Annotated in this window: 14 protein-coding genes; 10 read left to right on the top strand and 4 right to left on the bottom strand. The window is 62.3% G+C overall.

The genetic code is table 11. The features are described from left to right. Positions 1-1,660, bottom strand: a 1,660-nt coding sequence (locus HY836_RS14115; protein WP_290676905.1) for a type VI secretion system Vgr family protein, incomplete at its 3' end; no start/stop codon positions are given. Positions 1,661-1,923: 263 nt separating this feature from the next. Between HY836_RS14115 and HY836_RS14120 the strand changes: the two genes are divergently transcribed. The 9 genes from HY836_RS14120 to HY836_RS14160 all read left to right on the top strand — a co-directional run bounded on the left by HY836_RS14120 (position 1,924) and on the right by HY836_RS14160 (position 12,583). After that, positions 1,924-2,790 (top strand): gamma-glutamyl-gamma-aminobutyrate hydrolase family protein, encoded by an 867-nt coding sequence (locus HY836_RS14120; RefSeq protein ID WP_290676908.1) that lies wholly within the window; start codon positions 1,924-1,926, stop codon positions 2,788-2,790. A 35-nt stretch (positions 2,791-2,825) separates the two neighbouring features. Beyond that, entirely contained in the window at positions 2,826-4,193 is a 1,368-nt protein-coding gene (locus HY836_RS14125; protein WP_290676911.1) for a glutamine synthetase family protein, read from the top strand. Positions 4,194-4,242: 49 nt separating this feature from the next. After that, the gene (locus HY836_RS14130) at positions 4,243-5,643 is read left to right on the top strand and encodes an aspartate aminotransferase family protein (RefSeq protein WP_290676914.1); all 1,401 of its coding nucleotides are present in this window, start codon (positions 4,243-4,245) and stop codon (positions 5,641-5,643) included. 57 nt (positions 5,644-5,700) lie between these two features. Beyond that, complete coding sequence (locus HY836_RS14135) at positions 5,701-6,825, top strand: polyamine ABC transporter substrate-binding protein (RefSeq protein ID WP_290676917.1); 1,125 nt, start codon at positions 5,701-5,703, stop codon at positions 6,823-6,825. A 34-nt stretch (positions 6,826-6,859) separates the two neighbouring features. Further along, complete coding sequence (locus HY836_RS14140) at positions 6,860-7,996, top strand: polyamine ABC transporter ATP-binding protein (RefSeq protein WP_290676920.1); 1,137 nt, start codon at positions 6,860-6,862, stop codon at positions 7,994-7,996. 13 nt (positions 7,997-8,009) lie between these two features. Beyond that, positions 8,010-8,933 (top strand): ABC transporter permease, encoded by a 924-nt coding sequence (locus HY836_RS14145; RefSeq protein WP_290676923.1) that lies wholly within the window; start codon positions 8,010-8,012, stop codon positions 8,931-8,933. Then, the gene (locus HY836_RS14150; protein ID WP_290676926.1) at positions 8,930-9,793 is read left to right on the top strand and encodes an ABC transporter permease; all 864 of its coding nucleotides are present in this window, start codon (positions 8,930-8,932) and stop codon (positions 9,791-9,793) included. The genes HY836_RS14145 and HY836_RS14150 overlap by 4 nt, the downstream gene beginning before the upstream one ends. 71 nt (positions 9,794-9,864) lie before the next feature. After that, entirely contained in the window at positions 9,865-11,298 is a 1,434-nt protein-coding gene (locus HY836_RS14155; protein ID WP_290676929.1) for a DUF3138 family protein, read from the top strand. 70 nt (positions 11,299-11,368) lie between these two features. Then, complete coding sequence (locus tag HY836_RS14160; protein WP_290676932.1) at positions 11,369-12,583, top strand: GGDEF domain-containing protein; 1,215 nt, start codon at positions 11,369-11,371, stop codon at positions 12,581-12,583. A 9-nt stretch (positions 12,584-12,592) separates the two neighbouring features. On the opposite strand, the gene HY836_RS14165 is transcribed toward HY836_RS14160, so the two are convergent. Together HY836_RS14165 and HY836_RS14170 are read right to left on the bottom strand one after the other, a co-directional pair. Beyond that, the gene (locus HY836_RS14165) at positions 12,593-13,219 is read right to left on the bottom strand and encodes a ParA family protein (RefSeq protein ID WP_290676935.1); all 627 of its coding nucleotides are present in this window, start codon (positions 13,217-13,219) and stop codon (positions 12,593-12,595) included. Positions 13,220-13,322: 103 nt separating this feature from the next. After that, positions 13,323-15,113 carry a hypothetical protein gene (locus HY836_RS14170; RefSeq protein WP_290676938.1) on the bottom strand — a complete coding sequence of 597 codons (1,791 nt, stop codon included), beginning with the start codon at positions 15,111-15,113 and terminating at the stop codon, positions 13,323-13,325. 223 nt (positions 15,114-15,336) lie between these two features. Here HY836_RS14170 and ytfE point away from each other — a divergent pair, with 223 nt between their 5' ends. Next, complete coding sequence (gene ytfE, locus HY836_RS14175; RefSeq protein ID WP_290676941.1) at positions 15,337-16,005, top strand: iron-sulfur cluster repair protein YtfE; 669 nt, start codon at positions 15,337-15,339, stop codon at positions 16,003-16,005. A gap of 29 nt (positions 16,006-16,034) precedes the next feature. Here ytfE and HY836_RS14180 read toward each other — a convergent pair whose 3' ends face one another. Beyond that, a complete protein-coding gene (locus tag HY836_RS14180) occupies positions 16,035-16,529 on the bottom strand; it encodes an Rrf2 family transcriptional regulator (RefSeq protein WP_290676944.1) in 495 nt (164 codons plus the stop codon). Between the last annotated feature and the right edge of the window lie 70 nt (positions 16,530-16,599).

A 16,599-nucleotide genomic window follows, 5' to 3' on the forward strand; every position in this document is an offset into this window, starting at 1 on the left:
CCACGGGGCGGTCGATGTCCCCCTCCACGAAGGCGATGACCACTTCCTGGCCCAGGCGAGGTGTGAACACGCCACCCCAGTTGGCGCCGGCCCAATCTTGCGCCACACGCACCCAGGTGCCGGAAGCATCCGACGCGGGGGCGTTGCATCCTGCTGTGTGATCCAGCCTGTGGCTGCTGCCTGCGCCGCGTTGCCAGTGGAACTGCACCTTGATGCGGCCGTCGCGGTCGGTGTGGATGGGGCCATCCAGGCCCACGACCAGCGCGGTTTGCGTGCCCCACACGGTAGGTTTGGGGTGGAGCAGGGCGCCCTTGTCGTCCGTCAGCGCAGGGCGTACGGGAATGGCAGCGCGCTGGGCGTCGAAGCGGGCTTCGTACAGGGGCTCGGCGCTGGCATTGCCTGCTGTTCGGCCTTGGCCCGGCGCATGTTCGCCCCCGAGCAAATGACCGGCATCGCCCAGCAGATGCTGCAGGCCGGCCTTGGCGTCGGCGCTCATGTTGTTGCGGGCGCGGTGCACCACGTTGAGCACGACGAACTGGCTGGCGTCGCCACCCAGGTTCAGCATGTCGAGATCGTGTTCACTGTGATCGGCCAGCGTGAAGGTCGTGGCCGGCGCCAGGGTGCGCACGGTGGCGCGCCCTTCAAACTGTTTGCGGCGGGCTTCGAGCGATTGCAGATACACGGTGGCCAGGCGCTGTGCTTCTTCAGGCGTCTCGAACGCGTAGGCGCCAGGTTGGTCGGCATGGACCAGCGGCATGGGCTGGTCGTGCCCGGCATCGACATCCGCGCTGCCGCTGTGGTTGCTCACAGAGCGGTAATCGAAGCTGGCGGTATGCAGGCTGCTGGTGCCTACGCGGCGGATGCCATGCCAGCGGGTGATGCTGTCTTCCTTCATCACCGCGCCTGGCTGGGTGAAGCGGATGCGGCTTTGCTCGTTGGCAGTGAAGGCGCCGTTGTGATCGGCGATCACCAGGGTGTGGCTGCCCAAGGTGACCGTATCGGCGGCATCCCCCGTGTGCTCGAACCAGCAGAACAGGCCGTTGGCGGCCCACAGACGTTGCAGGAAGTCGAAATCCGTCTCGGCGCGCTGGCTCAGGGTGCTGAGCTTGGGGTAGACGGCCGCATCCTTCAGGTCCCAGCGCCATGTGGGCTGCAGGGTGCCTTGGGCAGCGTAGTCGGCAAAGATGCGCTCCGTGATGTCGATGACGGATTGATCCTGAAAGATCCAGGCATCGGTCCGGTGGCGCAGGAAATCCAGCCAGGCGCCGATCTGCAGGCGGTAGCGGGCATAACCGCCATCGGAGCCCAGCAGCTCGAAGGCCAGCACATGGCCATGGAAGGGGCGCAACTGCGTGGTGCTGTGGGCCGTGAGCAATTCCAGCAGCACGGGTTGCCCGATGAGGTCGGTGGGCTGAAGGTCGGCCCTGGTGCTCAGGGCCAGCAGGTCGATAGAAAAAGCGGCTTGCGTTTGACGTGGGCCGATGCCCTCGGTGATCTGAGCGCGTTCGGCCAGCAGCACATCGCCACCCAGGGGCGTGTGCAGGCGCAACAGGCGGGTGTGCTGATTCGGCCCAAAGCTGAGCAGATCGCCCAGCAGGCTGTCCGCGAGCGCGTGCGCGGCACCGGCCAATGCCGATTGGATGCCGGAGAGGTCGATCATGCTTGCCATCCCAGAATTTTCTTTATAGGGCGCGTGGCATGGAGAGACACGTCACCCGAGGCTGGGAAGTTATCGCAAAAGACTCTGGCCGGATGCCCCTCACCCCCGCATGGGGGCCTGCATTCTGGCATCAATGTGAAAGCAAATGTTAGGGGCTGCAAGTACTTGTCGCCGGCCCGATTTCACGGCTTTGACAACACCGCGCGTCGCCCCCCGTTGACAGTTGTAACGGCTTTGGCACACTGTTTGCAGCGAGTGGCATCATGAGTGCAAACCAGATTCACCCGCCCCTTGTGCTGGTGCCCGCGTGTCAGCGCATCCTCGGGCGTCATCCCTTCCATGTCGCGGGCAAAAAGTACATCGATGCGGTGCGCATGGCGGGTTGTGTACCCTTGGTGGTGCCCGCCGCACAAGCCGATGAGTTGCCAGCCTTGCTGGATCTCGCCAGCGGCATCTTGCTGACCGGCTCGCCCTCCAACGTGCACCCTAGTCATTTTGGCGAGGACGTGCTCGACGAATCCCTGCCCCTTGATCCCGAACGTGACGCCTGGACCTTGCCCATGATCCGGCTGGCGCTTCAGCGTGGCATGCCCTTGCTGGGCATCTGCCGGGGCTTCCAGGAGGTCAATGTGGCGCTGGGTGGCTCCCTGTATCAGGCGGTGCATGACGAGTCGGGGCTGATGGACCATCGAGGCGATGGCACCAAACCGGTCGACGAGGAGTACGGCCTGGCCCATCCGGTCAAGCTGATCCACGGCGGTTTGCTTGACAAGGCCTTGCAGGGCCTGGCCGAGCCCGTCATCCTGGGCGGTGAATTCATGGTCAACAGCCTGCATGGGCAGGGCGTCAAGCGCCTGGCCGACGGTGCGCGCATCGAGGCCCTGGCGCCTGATGGCGTGGTCGAAGCGTTTTCCTGGCACCCCTTGCCCGACGACACCGAATCGGTGCGTGGCGGCTTCAATCTGTGCCTGCAATGGCACCCCGAGTGGCAGGCCGCGGGCAATCCGGTCTCCCAACGCATCTTCAAGGCTTTCGGATCAGCCTGTGCGGCTTACCAGTCTGCGCGCTTGTCGCCCTCGGGCGCCGCGTCAGATCATGTCGAGCGCGTGCAGCATCCCGAGAGACGGTAGTTCAACCCAGTCCCACACAGAACTTAGGTGATGACATGCAAAGCAAGTTACCCGGCAGCTTCAGCGAACTGGAGCAATGGCTCAACGAGCGGCGTGTCACCGAGATCGAATGTCTTGTTCCTGACCTGACCGGTGTGGCGCGCGGCAAGATCCTGCCGCGCGAGAAGTTCACCGAAGACCGCGGCATGCGCCTGCCCGAAGGCATCGTGGCGATCGGGGTGACGGGCGAGTTTCCGGCCAGCGGCCCGTATTACGACGTGATCACGCCCACCGATCGGGACATGCACCTGCAGCCCGACCCGGCCACCGTGCGCATCGTGCCCTGGGCCACGGACCCGACGGCGCAGGTCATCCACGATTGTTATGACCGCGAAGGCAAGCTGATCCCGTATGCGCCGCGCTCGGTGCTCAAGCGGGTCTGCCAGTTGTATGACGACCAGGGTTGGTCGCCCGTGGTGGCGCCCGAGCTGGAGTTCTACCTGATCGAACGCAGCGTGGACCCCAACATGCCGCTCAAGCCGCCGAAGGGCCGCAGTGGCCGCGCCGAGACCTCGCGTCAGGCTTATTCGATCGACGCCGTCAATGAGTTCGACCCGCTGTTCGAGGACATTTACGACTACTGCGAGAAGATGGAGCTCAACGTGGACACCCTGATCCACGAAGTGGGCGCGGGGCAGATGGAGATCAACTTCTTCCACGACCACCCGCTGGGCCTGGCCGATGAGGTGTTCTTCTTCAAGCGCACGATCCGTGAAGCGGCGCTGCGCCACGAGATGTACGCCACCTTCATGGCCAAGCCCATGGCCAACGAGCCCGGCAGCGCCATGCACATCCACCAAAGCGTGGTGGACAAGGCCACGGGGCAGAACATTTTCAGCAACCCGGATGGCAGCCCCTCCAAGGCCTTCTACTGGTTCATTGGTGGCCTGCAGCGCTACATCCCCTCGGCCATGGCCTTGTTCGCGCCCTACGTGAACAGCTACCGCCGCCTGGTGCGCTCGAATGCCGCACCCATCAACATCCAGTGGGGCACAGACAACCGCACGGTGGGCATCCGTTCACCTGTGGCCACGCCGGCTGCGCGCCGCATCGAAAACCGTGTGGTGGGCTCGGATGCCAACCCCTACGTGGCCATGGCCGCTACGCTGGCCTGCGGCTACCTGGGCATCACCAAACAGATCGAGCCTTCGCCTGAATGCCGGGGGGATGCCTATCTGGGCGATTACCAGTTGCCACGCAGCCTGGGCGAAGCCGTCAACCTGTTGCGTGACGAGGCCGATCTGGCCGAGGTGCTGGGGCAGGACTTCATCACCGTGTATACCGAGATCAAGGAAGTCGAGCATGCCGAGTTCATGAAGGTGATCTCGCCTTGGGAGCGCGAGCACCTGCTGCTTCACGTGTGATCCTGCCCCTGACCAAGATACCGACATAACGATAAGAAGGACCCCCACCATGAGCCCCACTTTCGAACACAGCACGGCCGAATGGCAGGCGCTGGACGCCGCCCACTTCCTGCACCCCTTCACCGACTTCAAGGCACTGGCGGCCAAGGGCACCCGCGTCATCACCAAGGCGGACAACATCTACCTGTGGGACAGCGAGGGGCACAAGCTGTTCGACGCCATGAGCGGCCTGTGGTGCGTGAACGTGGGTTACGGCCAGAAGGCCTTGATCGATGCGGCCACCGATCAGCTCACGACCCTGCCGTTCTACAACTCCTTCTTTCAGACCACGACCATGCCGGCCATCGCGCTGGCGCACAAGCTGTCGCAACTCAGCCCGCCTGGGTTCGAGCATGTGTTCTTCAGCGGCTCGGGCTCGGAGGGCAACGACACCATCGTGCGTCTGGTTCGCCGCTATTGGGATCTGCTGGGGCAACCGGGCCGTCACACCATCATCAGCCGCTTCAATGCCTATCACGGCTCGACCGTGGCGGGCGCCTCGCTGGGTGGCATGACGGACATGCACGCCCAAGGTGGCCTGCCCATCCCCGGCATCGTCCACATCGACCAGCCTTACTACGTGCAACACGGCCAGCCCGGCGAAAGCAAGGACGACTTCGGCAAGCGCGCCGCCTCCTGGCTGGAGGCCAAGATCCTGGAGGTGGGCGCTGACAAGATCGCCGCCTTCATTGGCGAACCGGTGCAGGGCGCGGGTGGCGTCATCATTCCGCCCGAGACCTACTGGCCCGAGATCCAGCGCATCTGCGATCAATACGGCATCCTGCTGGTGTCCGACGAGGTGATTTGCGGTTTCGGGCGCACGGGCCACTGGTTTGGTTGCGAGCGCTTTGGCTACAAGCCTGACCTGATCACCTTTGCCAAGGGCGTGACCTCGGGCTACATCCCGCTGGGCGGGGTGATGGTGGGCGAGCGCGTGGCCAAGGTGCTGATCGAGCAGGGTGGGGAGTTTGCCCACGGCTATACCTACAGCGGGCACCCGGTGGCCTGTGCGGTGGCCCTGGCCAATCTGCAACTGATCGAAGAGCAGGGCCTGGTGCAGCGCGTGCACGATGACACCGGCCCGTATCTTGCGTCGCAATTTGCAGCGCTGGCGGCGCACCCCCTGGTGGGCGAGGCGGAAACCTGTGGCCTGATGGGCGCGATCCGGCTGGTGCGGCGCAAAGCGCAGGGTGATCAGCCTGCAGAAGCGTTCACGTCGGATAAATCGGTGGGCATGGTCTGCCGGGGGCATTGCTTCGGCAACGGGCTGATCATGCGGGCCGTGGGCGATCGAATGATCATCGCGCCGCCCCTGGTGATGACGCGCGCCCAGGTGGACGAGCTGATGGCCTTGATCCGGCATTGCCTGGACCTGACCTGGGCTGATTTGCAACAAAGGGGCTGGGTTTGACACACAAGCCCGCCCGGATGGATTGACAATACGAACGACTTCAAGGAGCTGGACACCATGACCGCAAGGATGACTGTGAAGACCTTTTTGAAACCCCTGTGCGCTGCCACGCTGCTGGCGCTGACGGCTTTGGGCAGCGCCCATGCCGAAGAAGAAAAGGTGCTCAACGTCTACAACTGGTCCAACTACATTGCACCAGACACGGTGGCCAACTTCGAGAAGGAGTACGGCATCAAGGTGCGCTATGACGTGTTCGACTCCAACGAGATCGTGCACGCCAAGCTGGTAGCCGGTAAAACGGGTTACGACATCATCGTGCCTTCGTCCTACTGGGCCAAGATGCAGGCCGACGGCGGTTTGCTGCAGAAGGTGGACAAATCCAAGCTGCCCAATCTGAAGAACATCGACCCGGGCATCATGGCTCAACTGGCGCGCCTCGATCCGGGCAACCAGTTCATGGTCAACTGGATGTGGGGCTACACCACGGTCGGCATCAACGTGGACAAGGTCAAGGCGGCCCTGGGTGGCCTGCCCATGCCGGACAACGCCTGGGATCTGGTCTTCAAGCCCGAGTACATCAGCAAGCTCAAGTCTTGCGGCGTGTCCTTCCTGGATTCCGCGACAGAAGTGGTGCCTGCCACCCTGCATTACCTGGGGCGCCCCGCCTACAGCAAGAACATCGCCGACTACCAGGCTGTGCCACCTGTGCTCAAGGCCATTCGCCCTTACGTGACGCTGTTCAGCTCCACCGGCTACATCAACGATCTGGCCAATGGCTCGATCTGCGCAGCCTTTGGCTACTCGGGCGACATCAACATCGCCAAGAACCGGGCGATCGAAGGCAAGACGGGCCAGAACATCAAGACCCTGACGCCCAAGACGGGCGGCGTGATCTTCATGGACACCATGGTGATCCCGGCCGATGCGCCTCACCCCGAGAATGCGCACCTGTGGATGAACTACATCATGCGCCCCGAGGTGCATGCTGCGCTGACCAACAAGGTGTTCTACGCCAACCCCAATCTGGCCGCGCGCAAGTTCGTCAAGCCTGAAATCGCCAATGACCCGGCGGTGTTCCCGCCCGAGGCCGAGATGAAGAAGATGGCTCAGCCTGAGGCGCTCAACAACGACATCCGTCGCCAGATGACGCGCATCTACACCTCGTTCAAGACCGGCCTGTAAGCCACCACGGCCAGCAAACGGAGGGCGAACAGGCATGAGCGGTAGCGACCAGGCTGAAGCCTTCCTGCGCATCGACAAACTGATCAAGGATTTCGCTGGTCAGGATGGCAGCGTGTTCCGCGCGGTCGATGGCATTTCGCTGGACATCCACCAGGGCGAGATCTTTGCCTTGCTCGGGCCTTCGGGTTGTGGCAAGACCTCGCTGTTGCGCATGCTGGGCGGTTTTGATCTGCCCACATCTGGTCGCATCATGCTGGGTGGGCAGGACCAGTCCCAACTGGCGCCGTATCAACGGCCCATCAACATGATGTTCCAGTCGTACGCGCTGTTCCCGCACCTCAGTGTGTGGGACAACATCGCGTTCGGGCTGCGCCGTGAAGGCCTGCCCAAGGATCAGGTGGCCTCACGCGTGGACGCCATGCTCAAGCTGGTGCAGCTGGGCAAGTTTGCGCGCCGCAAGCCGCATCAGTTGTCGGGCGGGCAGCAGCAGCGTGTGGCCCTGGCGCGCAGCCTGGCCAAGCAGCCCAAGCTGCTCCTGCTGGACGAGCCCCTTGGTGCGCTGGACAAGAAACTGCGTGAAGAAACCCAGATCGAGCTGGTCAACATCATCGAATCCGTGGGCGTGACCTGCGTGATGGTGACGCACGACCAGGAAGAAGCCATGGCCATGGCCAGCCGCATCGGCGTCATGAGCGAAGGTCGCATCCTGCAGGTGGGCACGCCACGCGAGATCTATGAAACGCCTGCCACCCGCTTCGTGGCGGACTTCATCGGCAATGTCAATCTGATGGACGGCACGCTGGAGGTGGACGAGGCCGCGCACGTGGAGATCACCTGCCCGGACGTGCGCCACTATGTGGGCCATGGCATCACCGGCCACACGGGCATGCCCGTCACCGTGGCTTTGCGGCCCGAGAAGATCCGCATCTCATGCAGGCCGCCTGCACAGGAAGACGACATGGCGCCCGCGCCCTTCAATCAGGTCAAGGGCCGGGTGAAGGACATGGTCTATTTCGGCAGTGACACGCTCTATCACCTGCAACTGCCCAGCGGGGCCATCCTCAAGGTCACGCAAAGCAACACCGAACGCCACCCCGATGACACCCTGAGCTGGGACGATGAAGCCTACGCCTGGTGGCTGCCCTCCGCCCATGTGGTGCTGACGCAATAAGGCAAGGCGGGCAATGGGCACCATCAGCAAGCCAAAACTGACCTGGTCCGGCCGCACCGTGATCGGTGTGCCTTACCTGTGGCTGCTGCTGTTTTTCATGCTGCCCTTTCTGATCGTGGTGAAGATCAGCGTGTCCGAGATGGAGACGGTGGCCTTCGAGGACCTGATCACCTGGACGGATGGCATCCTGCAGTTGCGCTTCAAGCTCGGCAACTACCTGTTCATCACGCAGGATGATCTTTACTTCAAGGCCTACCTGGCCAGCCTGAAGTACGCCGGCATCACGACTGCCTTGTGCCTGTTGATCGGTTACCCCTTTGCCTACTTCATGGCGCGTGCAGCCAAGGCCGTTCAACCAGCCTTGTTGATGATGGTGATGCTGCCGTTCTGGACGTCCTTCCTGTTGCGCGTGTACGCCTGGAAGGGCCTGCTGACCGAAGGCGGCTGGGTGGCTTCGGCGCTGGATGCCTTGTACGTCGACCGCTTGCTGATGGCGCTGGATCTGATCCCCGGGCCAGGTCAGTACATGAACACCCCGTTCTCGCTGGTGCTGGGCATGGTCTACACCTATTTGCCTTTCATGATCCTGCCTCTGTACGCCAACCTGTCCAAGATGGACATGCGCTTGCTGGAGGCCGCCTCCGATCTGGGCGCGACAGCCTGGGTGGCGTTCTGGAAGGTCACCGTGCCGCTGTCCCGCGCGGGCATCGTTGCGGGGTCCATGCTGGTCTTCATCCCTTGCGTGGGCGAGTTCGTGATCCCCGAGTTGCTGGGCGGGCCGCAGACCTTGATGATCGGCCGTGTGCTGTGGGATGAGTTCTTTGCCAACAACGACTGGCCGATGGCCTCCAGCGTGGCGGTCGTCATGATCCTCTTGATCCTGGTGCCGCTGGCGCTGTTCAACAAGGCCCAGGCCGATCAGGAGGCGCACCGATGAGCAAGCCGGCTTTGATCCCGGCCTACCAGCGGCGCGGGCAATGGATTGCCAGGGCGTGGCTCACGGCGGGCTTCACCTTCCTCTACCTGCCCATCGTGGCGCTGGTGGTCTACTCCTTCAACAATTCGCCCTTGCCGACGGTGTGGGGTGGTTTCACCTTGCAGTGGTTCGGCAAGCTGGCCCACGACGAAGAAATACTGGGCGGCTTGTGGCTGTCCTTGAAGATCGCATTCTGGTCTGCCAGTGCGGCTGTGGTGCTGGGCACGCTGGCGGCGTGGGCGCTGGCCAAGTTCAAGCGCTTTGGCGGGCGTACCTTGATGGTGGGCATGATCAACGCCCCACTGGTCATGCCCGAGGTCATCATCGGCTTGTCGCTGTTGTTGATGCTGGTGTCCATGCAGCGTGCACTGGGTTATCCCGAGCGCGGCATGATGACCATCTGGCTGGGGCATCTGCTGGTGGGCATGGCTTACGCCACCGTGGTGATCCAGGCTCGCCTGCAGGATCTGAATCCGCAACTGGAGGAGGCCGCGCAGGATCTGGGCGCGCGCCCCTTGCAGGTCTTCTTCCTGATCACGCTGCCCATGATCGCGCAGTCCATGGCTTCGGCCTGGCTGCTGACCTTCACGCTCTCGCTGGACGATGTGGTGCTGGCCGCCTTCTTGTCCGGCCCGGGCTCGACAACCCTGCCGCTGGTGATCTTCTCGCGTGCACGCCTGGGTGTGGATCCCAGTGTGAACGCCGTGGCCACCGTGGTGATCGCGTTCGTATCCATCGCAGTGGTGGGTGGCAGCTACATGCTGGCCAGAGCCGAGCGCAGGCGTTCGCAGGACATGGCGCAAGCGGCCCGGTCTGCCTGAGTGGCATGCGAACGATGGCGGCAGCAGATACAAGACAAGCAAATCGTATTTGATACAAGGAGCACAGCAAGATGAAGCACAAACTGACCTGGTCCCTTCTGCCCGTGGCACTGGCCGTCTGCGCCGCGTTTCCTGCGCCGGCCCTGGCCGACACCAACCAGGATCTGCTCAACGAGTTGCGCGCCTTGAAGGCTCGTGTGAACGAGCTTGAAAAGAAGATCGAGGCGCAGGCCGGCAAGCAGGCTCAAGCGCCAGTACAAGCAGCTGCTGCGGGCATGACACCCGAGCAGCAGCAGGACTTCAACCGCATCGCCGTGAAGACCGAAGCGCTGGAAGATTCGCGCGACATGCTCGGCTTCAAGGGCTTGAAGGTCAGCGGCTACATGGACCCGACCTTCGTGTTCAATCAGCGCCAGCATCGGGCGGGCTTCCAGTTCCTGAACTCGGTGGGCGATGGCGGCTACACCTATGACAACTCCTACATCGGCTCCGCGGCGATTGACTTCGTCAAGGAAACCGAAGGTGGCTCGCGCTGGCGCTTGACGTTGTCACCGCAGCGCAGCACGCAGGCCGTGTCGGAAGGCAGTGCCTCCATCCTGCATGAGGCCTCGGTGTCCGTGCCACTCACCGATCTGCAGACACGCTTCATCGCTGGGCACATTCCGGACTGGTCTGGCTACGAATACCTGCAGCCCACGCTCAACAAGCTCATCACGCACAACCTGTTGTTCGATCTGACCTTGCCCACGGCCTACACCGGCGCAGGCCTGGAGTTGACCCGCGACAAGTGGATCGTCAAGGGCGTGGTGGCGAACATGAATGCGAGCAAGCGCAACGCCAACGAGAAGACCCCGGTACTGGCTTATCGCGTGGACTATGCCAAGGGCGAGTTCCAGGGCTTTGGGTTCGCGGGGGTGCATGGGCGAGCTGCCAACAATACGGAGAACGTGTTGTCCGATCCAATGGATTCCAGTACGGTAGTCAGTCAGCGTGATTCGCGCGTGGATCTGTTTGAGTTTGATGCTTATTTCATCCGGGGCGATTGGACCGTTCAAGGTCAACTGAGCTGGGGGCGTCAGAAAAAGGCGGCCATCTATTCTCCTGGCACCACAGCGGAGGACCTGCGCGACGCATACTGGAGTGGCTTGTCCGGCCTGGTCGCCTACAAGTTCGAGCCACGCCTGGAAGGCATCGTGCGTTTCGACCACATCTTCAACAGCAAGAACGGCGGTGGTTTGCTGACCTACGCCACCGCTGACGATCACAACGGTATCGGCCCCGCACAGGCCTATCAGGACGACGGTGTGACCTTGGCGAACGCCAACAAGGGCGTCGATCGCTCCGCCTTGACCCTGGGCATGAACTACGCCTTCAACCTGAGCACCGTGTTCAAACTGGAGTACCGTTACGATTGGGCCAGCGGACCGGTGTTCCTGGACACCAAGTCTGGTGACTACAAGAAGAACAACCAGTTGCTGAGCACCGCCGTGGTGGTGAGCTTTTGATTGGCGCGCGACCTGACCGAGGTTTCTGCCGCGGTCAGGTTCGCGGGTGAGATGGCTTGAGGAGCAGCCTATGGCCGACACGCAGAGCGATCTAGACCAGTTGCTGCAACAGCGGCCCTGGCTGGCGCCTGTGCCCGAGCATCTGCAGCAGGCTTATCGCAGCAAGCGACAGGAAGAGTTCGGTCGCCTGGTGCGGCTGTGGTCACCCCTTTTGCCCATCGGGTTCATCGCCTTCCAGGCGTTCACGCTGGTGTTCTACACGGCCGAGTTGCATGGGCCGGATTTAAGCCTGTTGCTCAAGTCGGAAGGGCTGGACATCGGCCTGCTCATGGGTGGCTTGCTGGCTGCACATCAGGTGCGCTGGCGCCTTTCCTTTGATCGCTGGATTCCCTGGGTGTTTGGGCTCATCACGGCGGTGAAGGTGGCCACGGGCTTTTTGCTGCACAGCCCCGTGCTGGCTGTCAACCAGGTCTACATCACGCTGATGGTCTTGTTGATCGGCATGCTGGGCTTGCAGTTGTCCATTCGATCGGGCATCCGTGGGAGCCTGGTGGGTGCGGTGCCTTTTCTGGCTTTGCCGTGGATATCCGACATCCACTATGGGCTGCTGTTTTTGGGGCACTACCTGCTGACCGTGACGGTGGCTTTGTTTGTCGTGGCGGTGCGGGAAGACAAGGACCGCATGATGTTCCTGCAGTCCATGCGCCTTCAGCAGGAGCGCCAGGAGGTGCAGCGCCTGAACGCCGAACTTGCCGAGATGGCCCGCAGGGACGCGCTCACCGGGCTGGCCAACCGGCGCGTGTTTGATGAGTCTTTGCGGGCGGAGTGGGATCGCGCTCGCCGCAACAGGACTTCGTTGGCCCTTCTCATGATCGATGTCGATCACTTCAAGCGTTTCAATGACCGCTATGGTCACCCGGCGGGGGATCGTTGCCTGGCCGAGGTGGCTGCGGCGATCGCGTCTGTGGTGCGTCGCCCTGGTGACGTGGCTGCCCGTTACGGCGGCGAAGAGTTCGTGATCCTGTTGCCCGACACGGATGCGTCAGGAGCCACTGAGCTGGCGCGGCGGGTGATTGAGCAGGTTGATGCTGCTGGCATGGCGCATGAAGACTCGCCGACCGCAGCGAACGTGACGGTCAGCGTGGGCGTGTCGCATTGCCTGCCGCATGGTTCCGCCACAGCCCAAGGTCTGACCGATGCGGCCGACGAGGCCTTATACGAAGCCAAATCGACCGGACGCCATCGTTTGGTCTGTCACGAATGGCGCGCCCTGGACGGGCAGTGAGCGGCTGGCTTACTGTCGCAGCCAGTCCAGCACGGGTGCCCACTGATTCAGGTCCTTTTCGACCTTGGCAGCAGGTACATCCCACAGGCTCAGCCCATGGGCAGCCAGGTGGGCGTAGTTCTGCGTGTCGCGCAGCAGGCCCAGCAGAGGTATGTCCAGGGTCTGAAGGAACTCTTTGAGGTGTTCCGTGGCCTTGGTGTGGTCCTTGATGCGGTTGCCCACCACGCCCATTTGCACTTTGCCGGCCTTGTCACTTTTCTTGCGCCTGGCCAGTTCGGCCAGGAAATCTTGCGTGGCGTAGATGTCGAACACGCTGGCCTGCAACGGCACGATGACCTTGTCGGCCAGTTTCATCACGGCCTCCAACCCTGGCCCATGCAGTCCGGCCGGCGTGTCCAGCACGATGTGGGTTGTGCCTTTGGGCGGGCGGGCGATGTGGTCTTCGCTGATGTCCCAGCTCTGGATGTGGGGCAGGTTGCCCGGGCGCAGCTTGAGCCATAGCCGCGACGATTGCTGGCGATCGACATCGCCCAGCATCACGGCATGGCCCTGGCGAGCGAAGTAGCCCGCGATGTTGCTCGACAGCGTGGATTTGCCCACGCCGCCCTTGGGATTGGCGACCACGATCACCGGCATGGCGTCCTCCTCATTGGGGTCTGAGGTGTTTATTGTGACCCATCTGAATGCCCCACAGGTTGATGGCATCTACCTGTGGGGCACGCCGGTACGCGAATGGTGTTCAGGGCTGTGTCGAGACCAGCTTGAGCGAAGCCGCCGTGCCGGGATTGAGCATCCACAGCGTGTTGCTGTAGCTGTTTTGCGCCTTGAGCACGCCCATTTGAATCAGGCTGTTTCGTCCGCTCCAGCTCTCGTGCAGTCCGAATGCGTTGAACGCAACGACATCACTTGCTTGCGTCAGCGTGCCCAGGTTGATCTGCGCATCGGTGCTGGTGTCGTAACTGAACAAATTGCCATTGGCGCAGCCCTGGGTGGCGTTGCCGGCGGTGCACCACAACAGTTGTTTGACTTGATGTGTGGCCGCAACGATATGGGGGTCGCGTACGTGGTCGAGCAAATAGACGCCTGAGGCCATGTTGAAGGGGCCGAACCCTCCCTGAGCATCACCCTTGTAGATGTCTCGCCAGTACTTGTTGCCAGGTGAGCTCTGGCGGCTGAAGTAAACCGTGTTGCCGAAGACGGACTCAATGGCCAGTTCGGCCGAGCTGTTGCTGTTGGTCAGCTCGAAATACGTCCCGGTATTTTTGTTGAAAGACCACAAGGTGGATGCAGGCGGTGCGACCGGCGTGACGATGGGCGGGGTGGGGACGCTGGCCGGCAGCAGCAGAGCTGACTGTGCCGCCACGGTTGCAGTCGGTGTCGAGGTACCCGTGCCCGGGCCAGTACCCGTGCCGCTGCGAATCGTCTGATTCACGATCACACCCAGGTCTGTGATGGCGGCTTCAATGATGTCGCCGCGTTCTGGCGGAAAGCTGAAGGTAGCCAGCAGCTGGCCGGACGTATTGATCGCATGGCCTTGCGTGCCATCGCCCAGATAGTAACGATCGTTGTCCCTGGTTGTCACGGGCTTGGCGCTGTTGGCGGCGCCAGAGCGCAGATTGTTGATGATGGGGGCCGTCAGCGTCAGTGTCTGCCCGTTCCAGTCAGCCATTCGTACCGTGGTACCCAATTGAATCAAGGACTTGCGCGCCTTGACGGATGAGCCGATCAGTTCGCGGGCGGCGTCGCCACCGGATACGGCAAAGCCTGGAACTGGCACGTTGTACAGCTTGGTCTTGAGGTCATTGCTGTAGACGGCCAGCGCAGCACGATCCCTGTCTATCACCAGCAACCCTTGGGCGAGCCCCGCCGCATCGTTCAGACTGGAGATGATCTCGCGACCCGAGTTCAAACCTGACGCCACAGCTTGATCGGTCGCCGTCATGTCAAGAGAGGCCAGCACGCTGAGGTTGTCAGCCTGGTTGCTGCAATTGCGGTCGGGCCCCTGGGTTGTGACACGAACCCAGGCACGGCGCCCATCAGGGCTCAGGTGAACCTCATCGCGATTGATCGTGCAGGCGTCTGCGATGTTGGTCAGTTGGCGGGGGGTGCCCAGGGCGTCGGCATTGAGGTCCAGCGCCATGACCTTGCCATCCTGAATGTACGTCAGCTGGCTGGGGCCTTGCACGGTGTAGCCCACGCCGTCGCTGTCCACCATGACGCCAAAGATGACATTCCACGAGCGGGAAGGATATTCACCAAGGAAGGTGGCCGTGGTCAATGGGATACGGCGAGCAACCGCGCCGGTGCGCAGATCCACAATCTGCAGCTGGACCAGGCTGCCAGCGCTGTTCTCGCTGCGCGTCTCAGCGACCGTGAAAGGGTTGCCGGAAGTCGATTTTGGCTCAGCCTGGGGCTCAGGGCTTGGCGTATTAGAGCCGCCTCCGCCACAGGCGGTCAAGAGGCTGATGCTCGCGGCCACAAGGCTGTTGAGCAGGTATGTTTTGCGCTTAAGTGGTCGAGTACGGTCCATGGCCCATCCCTTGAGTTTTTTTCGTGGGCGATTGTCTCCGACCTTGGTGGCTTTTTCACGGGGGGGGGCGTCCTGGATTGCCAGTGCCTGTCGCAATATGCCCCGTCACGACCTCCGTGATGCCGCAGCTTTTGCGTTGATGCCCATCATCTGCGCGCGGCAATGGTCATCCAGCACTTAAAACATATATAGTTAATGAATGTTTTAAGCATGAAGGCAAACCATGACATTCATCCAGCAATCCCTCGGTCAGATCGCGCGCGAGGTGCCTGGCGCGACAGACGTGTTCCATGCCTACAAGCTGGACTTCTGCTGCGGTGGCGCTCACACCTTGCAAGAAGCTGCAGCCAAGAAGGGGCTGGATGCCGTCCTCATCGCCGATCGGCTAGCGCAACTGGTGGCGCAAGCTCAACAGCCACCTCGACAATGGCTGGAAACGGACGTGCCTGAACTGGTGGACCACATCCAGTCGCACTTCCACGAGCGTCATCGCGCGCAATTGCCGGAACTGGTGCGGCTGGCGCGTCGGGTGGAGGCTGTGCACCGCGATCATCCCGCGTGTCCGGCCGGGTTGGCGGCCCTGCTGTCCGAGATGAACTCGGAACTGGCCAGCCACATGGAGCGTGAGGAAAGCATCCTGTTCCCGCTGCTCAAGGAGCGCCAATACCTGGTGTCTCAAGGGCCCATCCAGGTGATGTTGGAAGAGCATGATCACCATGGCGAGAACCTCGCGAAGGTGGAGGCGCTGACCCAGGACATGACCCCGCCCGCAGGTGCCTGCAACACTTGGCAGGCGCTGTATCTGGGTTTGCGCACCTTCAGGGAGGAGTTGATGCAGCACATCCATCTGGAGAACAATGTGCTGTTCCAGCACGCGGCCAGGATGGGCTGATGGGCCTGCTCGGCCGGGCACTGGCCGGATCAGTCTGGCGTGCCGGCCTTGCGTGAGCGCGGCCCACTGATCTTGCTCATCGCCGGGATGCCCAGCAACGACGCCGCCGCGACCGGCGCCGTGATGGCTTGCGCCAGGGTGAGCGCATCAAGCTCGCGCATGAAGGCTTCCATCGCTCGGCGCAAGGTGCGCTGCAGGTTGCAGGCGGGCTGGATGGTGCAGATGTCGGGGCTGTCCGGGTCATGGCAGGCGACGACGGCGAAGTCCTTTTCTGCCAGCCGCACGATCTCGCCGATGGTGATGGCCGACGGCGGTTTGGCCAGTTGCATGCCGCCGCTGCGCCCCCGCACCGTATCGACCAGACCACTGTGACCCAGCTCATGCACGATCTTGGTCAGGTGGCTGCGCGAGATGTTGTAGGCCTGGGCGATGTCATCGATGCGCGAGAGCTCACCCGTGCGATGCCGGATCGCCAGGAACATCATCACTCGCAGCGTGTAGTCCGTGTAGACGGTCAGGCGCATCTTGAATTACCCATGGCTCATGGTAGCGCGAGATGTGGCAGGATGAAGGCGAAGTGAAGCCCTTGCGTTT

Source organism: Aquabacterium sp., assembly GCF_016234775.1.
GTDB lineage: Bacteria > Pseudomonadota > Gammaproteobacteria > Burkholderiales > Burkholderiaceae_C > Aquabacterium.